This is a genomic window from Vibrio sp. LaRot3, from assembly GCF_027587025.1.
In the GTDB taxonomy this organism is placed as follows: Bacteria; Pseudomonadota; Gammaproteobacteria; order Enterobacterales; family Vibrionaceae; genus Vibrio.
Map to the genome: position 1 here is coordinate 1 of NZ_JAPPTI010000005.1, position 16,781 is coordinate 16,781.

Here is a 16,781-nt window from a genome sequence, read left to right on the forward strand (position 1 = left end):
TAACTACTTACACCACCTCTCGCTAAAACAACCTTTTAGCTCTCACCGAATAAAACTTCAAACTTCGTTTTTGGGGTTTTCCTATAAATCGCCTTGGTATAACTTAATTAAAGGCTCAGTAAGACCTATGTCTAGATTGAAATAACAATCCAACTGACGGAAAGTGATGTCACCGAGCAAACAAACAACCAATAATCGAAAGCAAAAATTAGTTTTTAATGTTGTTTGATAGTTACAAATGTAATTTGAACTACAGATTTAAAGGAAGAAATCATGCTTGCGCTAGACCCAGAAAAAACAACAAGTACCGAAGCTCAAGAAACCTTAACTCTGCTAAAGACAGTAGGAAGTGTTTCGCCTCAGCATCAAGAAATTTTCCCGACGGAAGCCCAAACTTTCTTATCGCTATTGTGCCGCAAGTTTGCGCCACAAGTAGAGCAACTGCTGCAGGCCCGCGAAACAAAACAAGCCAAAATTGATGCGGGTGAGCTACCAGACTTTCTGCCTGAGACTCAAGATATACGCGAAGGCAGCTGGAAAATTTTAGGTATCCCACAAGATCTGCAAGATCGCCGGGTGGAAATTACTGGGCCAACTGACCGAAAAATGGTGATTAATGCGCTAAATGCCAACGTAAAAGTCTTCATGGCGGACTTCGAAGACTCGATGTCTCCAGCGTGGGAAAAAGTGTTAGATGGTCAAGTCAACTTGCGTGATGCCGTTAACAACACGATTAGCTTTACTAACCCGAGCAACGGTAAGCAATACCAGTTATCTGAAGACCCTGCGGTTTTGATCTGCCGCGTGCGAGGCTTACACCTAAAAGAGAAACACGTCACCTTTGATGGCGAAGTGATTCCCGGCGCGCTGTTTGATTTCGCTCTTTATTTCTACAACAACTATCAGGCGCTGTTGAAAAAAGGCAGTGGCCCTTATTTCTATCTTCCTAAGTTGCAGTCTCATCACGAAGCAAAGTGGTGGAGTGAGGTGTTTCATTTCACTGAAGAGTATTTTGCTCTCGATACTGGAACAATTAAAGCCACAGTGCTGATTGAGACTTTGCCAGCAGTGTTTGAAATGGATGAGATTCTTTTCTCATTGAAAGAGCACATTGTAGGCCTTAACTGTGGCCGCTGGGACTACATCTTTAGTTATATCAAAACATTGAAAAGACACCCCGATCGCGTGCTGCCGGATCGCCAGGTGGTGACAATGGATAAGCCTTTCCTTAACGCATATTCGCGTTTGTTGGTAAGGACTTGTCATAAACGTGGTGCGTTTGCGATGGGGGGAATGGCCGCCTTTATCCCAGCCAAAGATGCCACTGAAAACCAAAAAGTGTTGGATAAAATCCAAACCGACAAATCACTGGAAGCAAACAATGGCCATGATGGTACATGGGTAGCTCACCCGGGGCTCGCTGATACTGCTATGCAGGTGTTCAGCAATGTGCTTGGGGAGCGAACCAATCAGCTAAATGTCAGCCGAGATCAAGACGCACCAATTACTGCGCAAGACTTGCTACAGCCGTGTTCGGGGGAGCGCACAGAGCAGGGTATGCGCCACAATATTCGGGTTGCGCTTCAGTACATCGAAGCTTGGATCTCTGGCAATGGCTGTGTCCCTATTTATGGTCTGATGGAGGATGCTGCGACTGCGGAAATATCTCGTGCTTCCATTTGGCAATGGATTCAACACGGCAAAGATCTCGATAACGGACAGGTAGTCACCAAGGCGTTATTTGAGCAATACCTAACGGAAGAGATTGAAGTTGTGAAACAAGAAATCGGTGAGCAACGTTATCAATCTGGTCGCTTTGCTGAAGCGGCGGATTTGATGGCCAAGCTCACCACCAGTGATGAATTAACCAACTTCTTAACCATTCCCGGTTACGACTACTTGGATTGATTCGCTTTAAATAAATTTAACCTACCAATACGTGAAGGAATGCTAGCGGATAAGGATGTACCGCTCTGCACATAACAGCGCACTGCGCAATGAATAAGAGGGATAGACCAATGACACTAACTCGACGCCAACAAATCGAAGCTCTTGAAAAAGACTGGGCAACCAATCCACGCTGGAAAAACGTAAAACGTCCTTACTCAGCAGAAGAAGTGGTACAACTGCGCGGCTCAATTACACCAGCCAACACTATCGCTCAGCGCGGTGCGGATAAGCTTTGGTCACTGGTCAACGGTGAAGCGAAAAAAGGCTATGTGAACTGCTTGGGTGCGCTGACAGGCGGTCAAGCGGTGCAACAAGCTAAAGCCGGCATTGAAGCGATTTACCTATCAGGTTGGCAAGTGGCCGCGGATAACAATACCGCTTCGACCATGTACCCGGATCAATCTCTATACCCTGTAGATTCAGTGCCATCGGTAGTTAAACGCATTAATAACTCGTTCCGTCGTGCGGACCAAATTCAATGGTCAAATGGTAAAACTCCGCAAGACGAAGGTGGTGTGGATTACTTCCTACCAATCGTAGCAGATGCGGAAGCGGGCTTTGGTGGTGTTCTGAATGCTTATGAGCTAATGAAGTCAATGATTGAAGCGGGTGCAGCAGGGGTTCACTTTGAAGACCAGTTAGCGTCAGTGAAAAAATGTGGCCACATGGGCGGTAAAGTTCTAGTACCAACGCAAGAGGCGGTGCAAAAGCTCGTAGCGGCTCGTTTGGCAGCAGACGTAGCAGGCACGACAACATTGGTTATTGCTCGAACGGATGCCAATGCGGCGGATTTGATGACATCAGATTGCGACCCTTACGATAAAGACTTTATTGAAGGTGAACGTACTTGCGAAGGTTTCTACAAAGTGCGTGCCGGTATCGATCAAGCGATTGCTCGTGGTCTTGCTTACGCGCCATACGCTGATTTGATTTGGTGTGAAACCGCGACCCCTTGTTTGGAAGAAGCGCGTAAGTTTGCTGAAGCAGTTCATGCTGAATACCCAGATCAATTGTTGGCTTACAACTGCTCACCTTCATTTAACTGGGAGAAGAATCTGGACGCAGACACTATTGCTAAGTTCCAGCAAGAGCTGTCGGATATGGGCTACAAATACCAGTTCATTACACTGGCGGGTATTCATAACATGTGGTTCAACATGTTTGAGTTAGCGCACTCTTACGCACAAGGCGAAGGCATGCGTCATTACGTAGAGAAAGTTCAGCGCCCAGAGTTTGAAGCAGCAGAGAAGGGCTACACCTTCGTAGCGCACCAACAAGAAGTGGGTACAGGTTATTTCGACAAGATGACCAACGTGATTCAAGGCGGTAACTCATCAGTGACTGCACTGACAGGTTCTACCGAAGAAGACCAGTTCTAATTGGTTGAGTGAAGTTCTGAATAAGTACCAAGTGAATGATTGTCACTTGGTACTTCTCTTAAGGATACGATTTTAAGGCATAACGTTGATGTTCTTTGAGCGGCGCAAGCCGCTCTTTTTTATGCCAGTTTAAAAAAGGCGAGTAGGTCTTTTTGCTTAGCCGCAAGTGAAGAAAGTTCCTCACTGGCTTTCTTGCTCTGTTCAATGCCAGCAACATTTTGATTGACGATATCAAAGGTCATCGAGACATTTTGCGAGATGTCTTGAGTCACACCAGATTGTTCTTCAGAAGCCGTGGCAACTTGTGTATTCATATCTGAAATGAGTGATACCGATTCAGAGATAGAGGCAAAAGCAGAGCGTAGTGCTTCGCTGTAACGACGAGAGTCTTCCGCCAATAACATGTTCGACTGCATAAATTCATTGGCATCTTTCGCCTGAGCTTGCAGACGAGAAATAATCTCTTGAATATCCACGGTCGATTTCTGTGTTTTGGCGGCTAGTGAGCGAACTTCATCGGCAACGACGGCAAAGCCTCGGCCTTGTTCACCAGCACGCGCGGCCTCAATGGCGGCGTTAAGCGCGAGCAAGTTAGTTTGCTCAGAAATGGAGTTAATCACTTCCACCACGCTGCCAATCTCAACCGAGTATTCTTGCAGTTGGTTAACGATCTTCGAGGTTTCATCGATAGAGTTTTCTACTTTACGAGAAATTTCATCTGAAGAATCAAGCGATACACTGCCTTCACCAACCGTGGTTGTTGCCGAAGATGCTGCATTTTCCGCATTGGAGGCATTCATACTTACTTCGCTCGCGGTACTAGACAGCTCATTGATTGCTGTTGCAATTTGCTCTACTTGGCTAAGCTCTTTTTGCGCATTGTTTTCGGTTTCACTCATGACGGCGGTCAGCTCTACCGACGCCGAAGACACGCTGTCTGATATTTGATGGAAGCCATCGATAATACGTTGTAGCTCTTGGCGCATCTGCAAAATATTGGCGTAAATGCCAGTTTCTTTGCCGGTGACAGGAATCTGTTTTGAAAGATCCCCTGAGGCAACTTCTGCGACAATTTGTTGAATGTCACTCGGCTCACCACCCACCACTTTCAATACATTCTTGTAGATGCTAGACGCAATACCAAGGCCTAAAATTACCGCAAAAATCGAGATGATGGTTAAGGTGGTCTGCGCATTCGAGAAACGATCTACCATCTCGGGACCCACTTGGTCTTGGCGGTCTTTGGTTGAAAGTTTTAATTCCTCAATGGTTTGTGCTGCGGATGCACCGACAACATCAAGTGTATTGGCAATGATGTCATTGCGCGCATTAATCGTCTCGACCACCTTGGTAAAAGTTGCTTGATAGGTAGTAAAGGCTTTCGTGAAGGCATCAAAGTGTTTTACTTGGGCGGACGAAAACAATAAGTCATCGACGGTTGTCGCTAACTGAGTCACCTTTTCGAACTCTTGCAATGCGCGCTCTGCATCTTGATTGTCATTGGTGGTTAAAAATTTGGATGCGTATAGGCGAGAAAGTAGCAAATGTTGTTGTAAGTCACCGGCAGCCACCGCGACTGACATATCATTTTCCTGAGCCGCTTGGTTCATGATGCTGCTGACTGCTTTGCGCATCTCTAATCCCGCAGGGTCAAGCTGCTGCGTAACAAGCTCGTTACGCTGATCAACTAATGCCACTACTTTGTCAAAACCTTGTCGGTATTGAGCAAGTTGAGATTGGATACTTTCAAAGTCACTACGGTGCGCATCATCAACATGAGAGTTGATCACCTCTTCAACGAGAGAAACGGCAGTATCAATGCGTTGGTTTAACTCAGTAATGTGTGATGAGTTGTGATCCTTGATGTATTTAAGAGCGGCAAGTCGAGCTTCAAGAATGTTTGCTTGGACGCGTCCGGTTGAAACGCTGGTTAATGCGAGGCTACGGTAGGTGTTAAACCCATTACTTGATTGATAGAAACGGTAAGAGGCAACCACTGCGATAACCAAAATCAAGGTTAGAACAACCCCAAAACCCATGGTTAATAATTTTTTTAAACTCATACTAGTTCCTAATGTTGAGTCTGACTTTGTAGGAACTGACGTCTGTGCAACTTTATTCTAATAGTAAGGGTTAGTATAAAATCTAATGGATATAATACTAAATAATTAATTGGGGTTATTTTATAAGGTGTGACTAGTGTGTGTAGTTGGATATAAAGTGACCGCTGTTGAGAGCAACGCTCTCAACAGGAATGAGATTTTTAGCCCAAATGCGTTTATTCGACTTCTTCTGGCTCAACTTCTTCTTGCAACTCAAGCAAATTGATCGCGATCGAAACAAAGTCACTGTCAGTAATGATGCCAACCAATTGTCCTTTATCCACCACTGGTAAACAGCCCACTTTGTGTTTTTGCATGTAAATAGCCGCTTCTTTAAGGCCGGCTCTTGGCTCAACCGTCATTACGCTAGTATGCATTACTTCATGCAGTGGGGTACTTAAAGTGAAAGATTGATTTTCAGGGATGGATTGCAAGCTGGATTCTTGCGCGGCCAACACATCTCGCTGGGAAACGATGCCGAGGAGTTGTCGGTCAGCGTCGACAATCGGTACATGACGAATGTCGAGAGCCTCCATGGTGTGCTTGGCATCTTCAAGCAGATGAGAGCGTAACAGTGTATGCGGGTTACGGGTCATCATGTCTTCAATCTTTATCATGGTAACCTCCATTTTATTGTCATTTTTGTTCGTCGGTTAAAACGAATTCCTTACTAATTACTATAGGAATAAATGGCACGACTTTTTGGGATACGCCCCCGCTTTCTGGGTAAAATTTTGTCAATCTAGTCAGTAAATAATTCCTGACATTGGTTACCTGAATGATGAGGCTGTTATAGGTAGCTTGGCTTATGGCTTGATAAAAAAACACCCGCCGAAGCGGGTGTGACTGGAAGACTTGATAGATAAAGCTTAAAGCTTGAAGAAGCCGAGTAGGTGTTTTTGCTCTGCCGCTAGGCTAGAGAGTTCTTCGCTGGCTTTTTGGCTCTCTTCTACGCCTGTTACGTTTTGGTTCACGATGTCGAAAGTGAGCGATACGTTCTCAGAAATATCTTGAGTAACACTCGATTGCTCTTCTGATGCGGTCGCTACATGAGTATTCATATCGGAAATCTGTGTTACTGATGCCGCAATTGAAACGAATGACTCACCAAGTTGGTGACTAATTTCACGTGAATCCTCAACCAATGTCATGTTCGTCGACATGTATTTGTTGGCTTCTTCTGCTTGAGTTTGCAGGCGAGAAATGATCTCTTGAATATCCACGGTCGATTGCTGAGTTTTTGCTGCCAGTGAACGAACTTCATCGGCTACCACGGCAAAACCACGACCTTGTTCACCTGCGCGGGCAGCTTCGATTGCTGCGTTCAAAGCAAGTAGGTTAGTTTGCTCTGAAATCGTGTTGATGACCTCGACCACAGTACCAATCTCAATCGAGTATTCTTGCAATTGGTTAACGATACGAGTGGTCTCTTCAATCGAATGTTCAACTTTACGTGATACATCGTCAGAGGCGCGCAGTGCGGCTTGACCAGTCTCTACATTGTCCGTTGCACCAGAAGCTGCATGTTCAGCTGTTGAGGCATTTTGGCTCACTTCAGAAGCGGTGCTGGAAAGCTCGTTAATCGCAGTCGCAATTTGCTCTACTTGGCTAAGCTCTTGCTGTGCGTTCGCTTCGGTTTGCGTCATGACCGCTGCGAGTTCAACAGATGCAGATGACACGCTGTCTGAGATGTTATGGAAACCATGGATAATGCGGCGCAGTTCAGAACGCATCTCAAGGATGTTAGCGTAGATACCCGTTTCTTTACCGGTTGTTTCAATCTCAGTAGACAGGTCACCTTTCGAGACTTCTTGTACTAGGTGTTGAATATCCGCTGGTTCACCACCCACGACACGGTTAATGTTGCGGAAGATGTAGTAAGCCACGCTTACCGCAATGACGGTCGCAATAATAGACAATAGAGTGATGATGGTTTCAGCACTGTTTAGCGCATTGACCATATTTGGCCCAACGGTATCTTGAGCTTGTTTAGTATCCAGTTTGATGTCTTCAATTGTGTCAGCAGATTGCGCACCTAGTACATCAAGTTTGTTGGCAACAATTTGGTTGCGCTGATCAATTGTGTCAACGATGCTGTCAAAAGCATTGGTGTAATTTTGGAATGCGACTTGGAACTTAGCAAAAAGTTGGCTTTGACTGTTGGTGTGAACCACATTGTTAAGTAGCTGAGCGCGTTTCGCGATAGTGCTGAACTCATCTTGTGCACTTTGAGCATCCTGTGGCTCATTATTGATGAGGAACTTAACCGCATGCAAACGTGCCATAAGAACGCTTTCTTGTAATTCCCCAGCGTACAGACCCACTTCAGAATCACCAGAGTTGTGAGAGGCTAACATTAACTGAGACAGCACTTTTTGCATCTCTGCACCACTTGGGTCTAATTGCTCATGCACCAATTGGTTGCGCTGTTTGATTAGGTTTACCACGCGGTTGAACTCTGCTTGGTACTGAGTCATTTGATTCTTAATGGTGTTGAATTCACTCACATGAGCGTTTTCTAGCGCTAAATGGGTAGTTTCGTCGATCAGCTCAAGAGTCGATTTGATACGTTGATCAAATTCCACTAGGCTCTGTGGATCTTGGATTTTGATGTACTTGTTAACAGCTAGGCGTGACTCGAGCAAGTTAGCCTGAATTCGGCCACTGTTTACACTCGCTAGAGCAAGGTTTCGGTAGGTGTTAAAACCCTGATTTGTATCGCTAAAACGAAAGACTGAGATCGCTGAAGTGATGAGTAGTAATAATATAATGCCGCCGAACCCATAAGTGAGTTGCTGTTTTAAAGTCATCTTTTCTACCTAAATAAATCGTGGACTGTAATGGTGATGAACGTCACTTTATTGTTGTTTTTTTTGACAGCGAAATATTTTCTTACAAAATAAATGAGATCTCCATCAAATTTATAAAACTTTATTTTGACCTTCTGTAAAAATATCTAAACGGGTCATTTTACAAAATTGACTTACACTTTCTTTCCTTGCCTTTAAGCCCTCCACGCATATACTAGTCGGCTGCGAAAAACCTTAGCGTTTTCACCCTGATTAACCCGATGTAAGACGAACAACATGCAAGTATCTGATTTTCATTTTGACCTGCCTGATGAGCTGATTGCTCGTTATCCGCAACCAGAACGCACCGCTAGCCGTTTATTGCAACTTGATGGCAATACAGGGTCGCTGGTGGATGGAACGTTTACCGATGTGTTAGAGAACATTGAAGCTGGTGATCTCGTGGTGTTTAACAACACCCGCGTGATTCCTGCTCGTATGTTTGGTCGTAAAGAGTCAGGTGGCAAGTTAGAAGTACTTGTAGAGAGAATGCTCGACGAAAGCAGCATTTTAGCGCACGTTCGTTGCTCAAAGTCGCCTAAAGCGGGCTCGACAATCATTGTTGGTGAAAATGATGAATACGCAGCAGAAATGGTTGCGCGTCATGATGCGTTATTTGAGCTGAAATTTAAGTCTGATAAGACAGTTTTGGAAATTTTAGAACAAATTGGCCACATGCCGTTGCCTCCTTATATCGATCGCCCTGATGAAGATGCCGATAAAGAACGCTATCAAACGGTTTATAACCAAAAGCCGGGTGCCGTTGCTGCACCGACAGCAGGTTTGCACTTTGATGATGTTTTGATTGATAAGATCAAAGCAAAAGGCGCAGAACTGGCGTATGTTACTTTGCACGTTGGTGCGGGTACATTCCAGCCAGTGAAAGTGGACAACATCAACGATCACCACATGCATGCTGAATATGTTGAAGTGCCACAAGAAGTGGTAGACGCTATCAATGCAACCAAAGCGCGTGGCGGTAAAATTGTAGCAGTGGGGACAACCTCAGTTCGCTCGCTTGAGAGTGCTGCACAAGATGCGTTGAAGAAGGGAACAGAGCTAGCACCATTTTTTGGTGATACTGAAATCTTTATCTTCCCTGGTTATGAATATCAGTTAGTGGATTGCTTAATTACTAATTTCCACTTGCCTGAATCAACCTTAATTATGTTAGTTAGCGCGTTTGCTGGCTACGACAATACGATGAACGCGTATAAACACGCAGTAGAAAACAATTACCGTTTCTTCTCATACGGTGATTCGATGTTCATCAAAAAGAAAACCGCATAATTGATGTACAAATAGTTTACGAGTGCTAGCAGTAAGCTAGGAAGAGTTTTTATTAACTCATCTCGCAAGGAAAGCGACCGCTCCTATACCCATCATATTGAGCTTTGCAGAATTTTACTGTAACGCAATTATTGAGGGTAGTGAGCATGGAGGATAAACCGCCATGCTTTGAATAATACGTCAGACTGTTTCTCTGACACCGGAGGCTTCGTGAAGTTAAAATTTGATCTTAAAAAGACCGACGGCGTTGCACGTCGTGGTCAACTAACGTTTGAACGCGGTACCGTTCAAACTCCAGCATTCATGCCAGTAGGTACTTACGGTACGGTTAAAGGCATGACTCCTGAAGAAGTAAAAGGCACTGGTGCTGAAATTCTTCTAGGTAACACATTCCACCTATGGCTTCGTCCTGGTCAAGAAGTGATGAAAATGCACGGTGACCTGCACGATTTTATGAACTGGCAAGGTCCTATCCTGACTGATTCAGGCGGTTTCCAAGTATTCAGCCTAGGTAAAATGCGCAAAATCACTGAGCAAGGTGTTCACTTCCGTAACCCGGTAAACGGTGACAAGATTTTCATGGACGCTGAAAAGTCGATGGAAATTCAAAAAGACCTTGGCTCTGACATCGTGATGATTTTCGATGAATGTACGCCATACCCAGCGACTCACGCGGAAGCGAAGAAGTCGATGGAAATGTCTCTACGTTGGGCACAACGTTCTCGTGAACACTTCGATAAACTAGAAAACCCGAACAACCTATTTGGTATCGTTCAAGGTGGCGTTTACGAAGACCTACGTGATGTTTCTGTAAAAGGCCTAACTGAAATCGGTTTTGATGGTTACGCTGTAGGCGGCCTAGCAGTAGGCGAGCCTAAAGAAGACATGCACCGCATGCTAGAGCACACTTGCCCTCAGCTTCCTGAAGACAAACCTCGTTACTTAATGGGTGTTGGCAAACCGGAAGATTTGGTAGAAGGTGTACGTCGCGGTATCGACATGTTCGACTGTGTAATGCCAACGCGTAACGCACGTAATGCACACTTGTTTGTGACTGGTGGTGTGATCAAGATCCGTAATGCGAAATTTAAAACGGATACAACACCATTAGATCCGCACTGTGACTGTTACACTTGTCAGAACTACTCTAAGTCGTACTTACATCACTTAGAGCGTTGTAACGAAATCTTGGGTGCGCGTCTAAACACCATCCACAACTTACGTTACTACCAACGCCTAATGGAAAGCATTCGTAAGGCGATTGATGAAGATCGTTTTGATGCATTTGTAGAAGAGTTCTACGCACGTCGTGACCGCGAAGTGCCACCTCTACAAAAAGATGTGCAAAAAGAACAGTAATAGTTTTAAAAGCCTTTGACCTGAGTGTCAGAGGCTTTTGCTAATAAATTAAGCGAAAGTTAGATATTTTTGAGAGAGCGATCTCTATTAAGAGCGCCAACCCTTGAAAATAAAAGGCTAAAGCCCAATTTGTTGGATAATCAAAAAAATAATAGAGGATGTTTTAATGTTTATTTCTCAAGCTCACGCAGCAGCTGAAGGTGCACCAGCAGGTGGCGGTTTCCAAATGATTATCATGCTGGCGATGTTCGCAGTGATTTTCTACTTTATGATTTACCGTCCACAGTCTAAGCGTGTTAAAGAACACAAAAACCTAATGGCGTCGATGGGTAAAGGTGATGAAGTACTTACTGGCGGCGGTCTAGTAGGTAAAATCACTAAGATCTCTGAAGACAATGATTACATCACTATCGAGCTAAACGCGAACAACGAAGTGGTTATCAAGAAAGACTTCGTAACTGCAGTGCTACCAAAAGGTACGCTTAAGTCTCTATAAAACAGCTAAAGGATCCTCGCTGTGCTAAACCGTTATCCTTTGTGGAAGTACCTAATGGTGATGTTTGCCATCGCCATTGCTGCTTTATACGCACTTCCCAACTTATACGGTGAAGATCCGGCAATTCAAGTTACAGGGGCGCGTGGCGCCTCTGTAGATATGGCTACGCTGGATTCTGTCACTCAAGCTCTCGATAAGCAGAGCCTCACCTACAAAACCATTGCTCTCGAAAATGGTTCTATTCTTGTTCGTTTCAACGACACCGATACTCAGCTGAGTGCGCGTGACGTAGTCAGTGAAGCACTAGGTAAAGACAAAATTGTTGCGCTTAACCTTGCTGCATCGACACCTGATTGGCTAGAAGCCATTGGCGCATCGCCAATGAAGCTTGGTCTTGACCTACGTGGTGGTGTTCACTTCTTGATGGAAGTGGATATGGATGCTGCGATGGACAAGCTTGTTGGTCAACAAGAAGAAGGTTTTAGAACGGAACTTCGCGAAGAGAAAATTCGTTACCGTTCAATTCGTCCATCAGGTAAAGAAGCGGTTGAAATTGTTCTGCGTAATGAACAACAGCTGGTTGACTCTAAGCGTCTGCTTGAGAAAAATCACCCAGACATGATTTTCACCGAATCTACTGCAAATGGTCGCTACGCTTTAGTTGCAACCTTCTCTGAGCAACGTCTAACAGAGATTCGTAACTACGCTGTAGAGCAAAACATCACTATCCTTCGTAACCGTGTTAACGAACTGGGTGTGGCGGAACCGTTGGTTCAACGTCAAGGTGCTGCTCGTATCGTAGTCGAACTACCAGGTGTTCAAGACACCGCTCGCGCGAAAGAAATTCTTGGTGCTACGGCAACGCTAGAGTTCCGTGAAGTAGACTCAAAAGCTGACCTAGCGGCAGCGGCTCGTGGCCGTGCGCCAGCAGGTAGCGAAATCAAGCTAGACCGTGATGGTCGCCCTGTTGTGCTTAAGAAACGCGTGATTCTTGGTGGTCAAAGCATCACAGATGCTAGCTCAAGCGTTGATGAATATGGTCGTCCACAAGTTAACATCTCACTAGACAGTGAAGGTGGTAACAAGATGTCAGCGTTCTCTAAGAAAAACATCGGTAAGCTAATGGCGACTGTGTTTGCAGAGTACAAAGACAGTGGCCGTCGTACGCCAGAAGGCAAAGTGATTCTTGATAAGCACGAAGAAGTCATCAACCAAGCAACGATTCAATCAGCGCTTGGCCGTAACTTCCGTATTACAGGTATCGACTCTGCGGCGGAAGCGCACAACCTAGCGCTACTACTACGTGCAGGTGCACTTATCGCGCCTATCTCTATCGTTGAAGAGCGTACCATTGGTCCATCAATGGGTCAGCAAAACATCGATATGGGTATCCAAGCGTGTATTTGGGGTATGGTTGCAGTAATGCTATTTACGCTAGTTTACTACCGTAAATTCGGCATCATCGCTAACATGGCGCTGATGGCGAACCTTGTATTGATTATTGGTGTAATGTCGATGATCCCAGGCGCAACAATGACGCTTCCTGGTATTGCCGGTATCGTATTAACCGTAGGTATGGCCGTCGATGCCAACGTACTGATCTTTGAGCGTATTCGTGAAGAGCTGCGTGAAGGGCGTTCCCCTCAACAAGCGATTCACCAAGGCTACGCGAACGCGTTCAGTACCATCGCCGATGCGAACATCACCACGCTTATCACTGCAATCATTCTGTTTGCGGTAGGTACGGGTGCAATTAAAGGTTTCGCAGTAACACTATCTATCGGTATTTTGACCTCTATGTTTACAGCTATCGTGGGTACCCGTTGTGTGGTTAACCTACTGTACGGCGGTAAGCGCGTAGATAAACTGTCGATCTAAGGCTAGGAATTAATATGTTTCAGATTCTAAAAGCAGAAAGTACGATCGACTTTTTACGTTGGTCTAAATTCGCCTTTGTGTTCTCTTTGCTAATGATTGGCGCGTCTATCTTTACTCTTTCAACCAAATGGTTGAACTGGGGTCTAGATTTTACTGGCGGTACGCTAATCGAGGTCGGCTTTGAGCAACCTGCAAACCTTGAAGAGATTCGTACAGCGTTGCAAGCTGAAGGTTTCGGTGATGCAACGGTACAAAACTTCGGTAGTGCACGTGATGTAATGGTTCGTCTACGTCCTCGCGATGATATGTCTGGCGAGACACTAGGTAACCAAATCATTAATGCGATCAAACAAGGTACAGGTGAGTCGGTAGAGATGCGCCGTATTGAGTTTGTTGGCCCGAACGTAGGTGATGAGCTAACAGAAGCGGGCGGTCTAGCGATCCTTGTTTCTCTTATCTGTATTCTGATTTACGTATCGGTTCGATTCGAATGGCGTTTGGCTGCGGGTGCGGTTATGGCACTGGCGCACGATATCATCATTACCTTGGGCGTATTTTCGATCATGCAGATCGAGGTAGACTTGACCATCGTAGCGGCATTGCTCACGGTTGTCGGTTACTCGCTCAACGATACCATCGTTGTATTTGACCGGATTCGTGAAAACTTCCGTCGTATGCGTAAAGGCGAACCAGCAGAAGTGATCAACAGTGCGGTCACTCAAACATTGAGCCGTACATTGATTACCTCTGGTACAACGTTATTCGTGGTTATTGCTCTATTCACTCAAGGTGGTGCAATGATTCACGGCTTCGCAACGGCACTACTACTTGGTATCACTGTTGGTACTTACTCGTCTATCTACGTAGCTTCGGCTCTAGCATGGCGTCTAGGTATTACTAAAGAACATTTGATGCCACCTCAAGTAGAAAAAGAAGGTGCAGAGTTCGACGAAATGCCATAAGGCATCCTAGGTCATTTGTTTCATACACTGACCTTAGGTAAAGATTGCGAAACTCTTAATAAGCCGCTGCTCGTCAGCGGCTTTGTTCTATCTGAGGATCAATATGCGAACGTTACTACTTCTTTGGATAAGCTTTGTTTCTCATTCAGTTTATGCTGCAAACTCATTAGCTGTTTTGACGCCGCAAGAGCTATTAGAAGCCAGTCAGCAAGCCGACTTCTACCTTTGTGAAGATGAACCTAAGATATGGTGTCATGACGATTGGCGATACTATCGGGTGAGCTTTTTTGCGCAAGTGAAGTCTGAGTTCCACTCAGTTGATTTACAGCTTGTTGCGCCATTTTCACCTCATGACTATTCGCAAGTTCAACTCAACCTACGTAATGATGGTTTTAAACTGTTGCGTGTTGAGCAAGATGGCGAGGTGTTTAATGTTGAGGAAAAGATCTCAACAGCCAAGAGTGATGCGCAGTTTGTTCAAGTTGATAAAGCGTTAGTGGTTTTCCTCAATAAGAGTTTACGCGCTAGCAAAGTAGAGCAATTCTGGCGTAATGAAACTTGGCTGGTGCGATTGATTAAAGAGAACGATATGATTGAGTTGCACGTAAGCGAGCGAGAGATTAAGTAACCTTCTACCCGCTTATGTTGGTATGATGAATAAACACTAATAATAAGGAAACGAGCAATGCCACATTTACGTTTTAGAGCTGTAGAACCACAAACGGTACAAACCCTATCAAAGCCGTTAATCGATGAACTGCAACCTTATATGGATTGCCCTCGTGAAGATTTCACCTTTGAGTATATTTACACTACTTTTTACCATGAAGGTGATGTAAGCACCGCTTACCCATTTGTTGAAGTGCTGTGGTTTGATCGTGGCCAAGAGAAGCAAGATGCAGTGGCTCGCATTATTACTAAGCAAGTACGTGAAGTGATTGGTCAAGATGTTGATGTAGCAGTTATCTTTACTGCTCTGAACGCGAGCGGTTACTACGATAACGGCGAGCACTATTAATCTGACAAGTTTGAATTAGGGAAGGGCGAATGAAAGCTCCATGGATTGGTTTGATGTTAGGCGTATGTTCATTGTCAGCATACGCTTCACCTTGGGAAAGCTTCACTCGTCCCTCTGTTGCCCCTTCTGAAGCGGTGGGCAGCTATGCCAATGGCTGTCTGATTGGCGCAGAGGCCTTACCTTTAAACGGGCAAGGCTATCAGGTACTACGCAGCCAAAATAAACGCTATTTTGGCCACCCAGATACAGTCAGCTTCATCGAACGTCTTGCCAAGCAAGCTCGTAAAGATTTGCGTACTCATATTCTGATCGGTGATATGTCTTTACCTCAAGGTGGTCGCTTTTCTTCCGGCCATTCTAGCCACCAAACTGGCCTTGATATCGATATTTGGTTTCGCTTAGCAGACAGTAAGCTATCACAAAATGCGTTGAGCCTACCTAAACCACAAACGCTGGTGAACATGTCTGCTTATACCCTGAGTGATAAGAACTGGGACAACCGCCACTTTCGATTGATTAAAATGGCCGCTCAAGACCAGCAAGTCGCGCGTATCTTTGTTCACCCTGTCATTAAAGAAAAATTATGCGCTACGGAGGGAGCAGAACGAGATTGGCTACGTAAAGTTCGCCCGTGGTGGGGACACAACTATCACATGCATGTACGTTTACTTTGCCCGCAAGGAGACAATAGTTGTGTGAACCAAGCGCCGCCACCTAAAGGGGATGGCTGTGGTAAAGAAGTGGCAAGTTGGCGACCTAAGCCAGAAGTGAAAGAGCTCCGAGCAGGGCAAAAAGAAGCAGAAAAAAAACAGGCTAAAGTCGCGAAGCCAAAACCGAAAAAAATATTGCCTAAACAGTGCGCTGCGATTATTTCCTCTCTATAACCTTCCCAAAAACCGGGCTAGGCAACCGATAAATCCTGACATTTCTCGGTGGAGAATCTGTCGATTGTTGCCTAGATTTATACTGACTGTTCAAATGATATGTATCTAATTGCGTTAGGGCGAAGGCTCTTCGTTTGGCTTTTATGATTTTTGGTTGGTAACGGGTACATATTTACAATGATGTAATGCTAGAAAGAATACCGTCAGGGTGGAGATCTCGACGGTGTGGTTTCCTAGCGCAAGATAGGATGCTCGGCTTACTTCCTATTGAGATAAGAACAAGGACACTCCCATGAGTATGGTTTGTGCAAAAGACTTTGCCGAGTGGTTGAAACAGCGGTTTGCTCATAGTACAGAATCAGTAACGATTTCTCGCAATGAAGTAAACCATTTAACTGGTAGACAGAGATTTGATCCGGGATTTGTGCATGATGTGCACTATGAATTGATGCAACATGGCCTCGCGTTTGTGACCGATATGTCGCGTGAAACCTTTTACCTCATCCCTATTGGCAAAGCGGTAAACTGGCGTGAGCAGCTTGAATATCAGTTTGAAAAGGAGTTGTACTGCAACATCTTTCCAATCGTTAAATCGAAATCTGGTTGATACCCCC

The 16,781-nt window shown here is 45.0% G+C and carries 14 protein-coding genes; 11 read left to right on the plus strand and 3 right to left on the minus strand.

What is annotated here, in order from left to right; translation table 11 throughout:
* The first annotated feature begins 273 nt into the window (after positions 1-273).
* Positions 274-1,908 carry a malate synthase A gene (gene aceB, locus OH461_RS11860; RefSeq protein WP_270020834.1) on the plus strand — a complete coding sequence of 545 codons (1,635 nt, stop codon included), beginning with the start codon at positions 274-276 and terminating at the stop codon, positions 1,906-1,908.
* 110 nt (positions 1,909-2,018) lie between these two features.
* Positions 2,019-3,329 carry an isocitrate lyase gene (gene aceA / locus OH461_RS11865; protein ID WP_270020835.1) on the plus strand — a complete coding sequence of 437 codons (1,311 nt, stop codon included), beginning with the start codon at positions 2,019-2,021 and terminating at the stop codon, positions 3,327-3,329.
* A gap of 119 nt (positions 3,330-3,448) precedes the next feature.
* Here aceA and OH461_RS11870 read toward each other — a convergent pair whose 3' ends face one another.
* The 3 genes from OH461_RS11870 to OH461_RS11880 all read right to left on the minus strand — a co-directional run bounded on the left by OH461_RS11870 (position 3,449) and on the right by OH461_RS11880 (position 8,241).
* On the minus strand, positions 3,449-5,392 hold the full coding sequence (locus OH461_RS11870; RefSeq protein ID WP_270020836.1) for a HAMP domain-containing methyl-accepting chemotaxis protein: 1,944 nt from the start codon (positions 5,390-5,392) through the stop codon (positions 3,449-3,451).
* Positions 5,393-5,607: 215 nt separating this feature from the next.
* The gene (locus tag OH461_RS11875; protein ID WP_270020837.1) at positions 5,608-6,048 is read right to left on the minus strand and encodes a CBS domain-containing protein; all 441 of its coding nucleotides are present in this window, start codon (positions 6,046-6,048) and stop codon (positions 5,608-5,610) included.
* Positions 6,049-6,300: 252 nt separating this feature from the next.
* Complete coding sequence (locus tag OH461_RS11880) at positions 6,301-8,241, minus strand: HAMP domain-containing methyl-accepting chemotaxis protein (protein ID WP_270020838.1); 1,941 nt, start codon at positions 8,239-8,241, stop codon at positions 6,301-6,303.
* Positions 8,242-8,517: 276 nt separating this feature from the next.
* On the opposite strand from OH461_RS11880, the gene queA reads away from it, so the two are divergent.
* From queA to OH461_RS11925, 9 genes are all read left to right on the plus strand, one after another.
* The gene (gene queA / locus OH461_RS11885) at positions 8,518-9,570 is read left to right on the plus strand and encodes a tRNA preQ1(34) S-adenosylmethionine ribosyltransferase-isomerase QueA (RefSeq protein WP_270020839.1); all 1,053 of its coding nucleotides are present in this window, start codon (positions 8,518-8,520) and stop codon (positions 9,568-9,570) included.
* A 210-nt stretch (positions 9,571-9,780) separates the two neighbouring features.
* Complete coding sequence (tgt, locus tag OH461_RS11890) at positions 9,781-10,929, plus strand: tRNA guanosine(34) transglycosylase Tgt (RefSeq protein ID WP_270020840.1); 1,149 nt, start codon at positions 9,781-9,783, stop codon at positions 10,927-10,929.
* Between the two features lie 166 nt (positions 10,930-11,095).
* Positions 11,096-11,425 carry a preprotein translocase subunit YajC gene (gene yajC, locus OH461_RS11895; RefSeq protein WP_270020841.1) on the plus strand — a complete coding sequence of 110 codons (330 nt, stop codon included), beginning with the start codon at positions 11,096-11,098 and terminating at the stop codon, positions 11,423-11,425.
* A 21-nt stretch (positions 11,426-11,446) separates the two neighbouring features.
* Positions 11,447-13,303, plus strand: a complete 1,857-nt coding sequence (secD, locus tag OH461_RS11900; RefSeq protein WP_270020842.1) for a protein translocase subunit SecD — start codon at positions 11,447-11,449, stop codon at positions 13,301-13,303.
* 14 nt (positions 13,304-13,317) lie between these two features.
* Positions 13,318-14,265, plus strand: coding sequence for a protein translocase subunit SecF (gene secF, locus OH461_RS11905; RefSeq protein WP_270020843.1), 948 nt, complete (start codon positions 13,318-13,320; stop codon positions 14,263-14,265).
* Between the two features lie 103 nt (positions 14,266-14,368).
* Positions 14,369-14,893: a hypothetical protein gene (locus tag OH461_RS11910; protein ID WP_270020844.1), complete on the plus strand. Its 525-nt coding sequence runs from the start codon at positions 14,369-14,371 to the stop codon at positions 14,891-14,893.
* Between the two features lie 57 nt (positions 14,894-14,950).
* Positions 14,951-15,283: a DUF1904 domain-containing protein gene (locus OH461_RS11915; RefSeq protein WP_270020845.1), complete on the plus strand. Its 333-nt coding sequence runs from the start codon at positions 14,951-14,953 to the stop codon at positions 15,281-15,283.
* 29 nt (positions 15,284-15,312) lie between these two features.
* On the plus strand, positions 15,313-16,167 hold the full coding sequence (mepA, locus tag OH461_RS11920; RefSeq protein WP_270020846.1) for a penicillin-insensitive murein endopeptidase: 855 nt from the start codon (positions 15,313-15,315) through the stop codon (positions 16,165-16,167).
* Between the two features lie 292 nt (positions 16,168-16,459).
* On the plus strand, positions 16,460-16,774 hold the full coding sequence (locus OH461_RS11925) for a hypothetical protein (protein WP_270020847.1): 315 nt from the start codon (positions 16,460-16,462) through the stop codon (positions 16,772-16,774).
* The last annotated feature ends 7 nt before the right edge of the window (positions 16,775-16,781 follow it).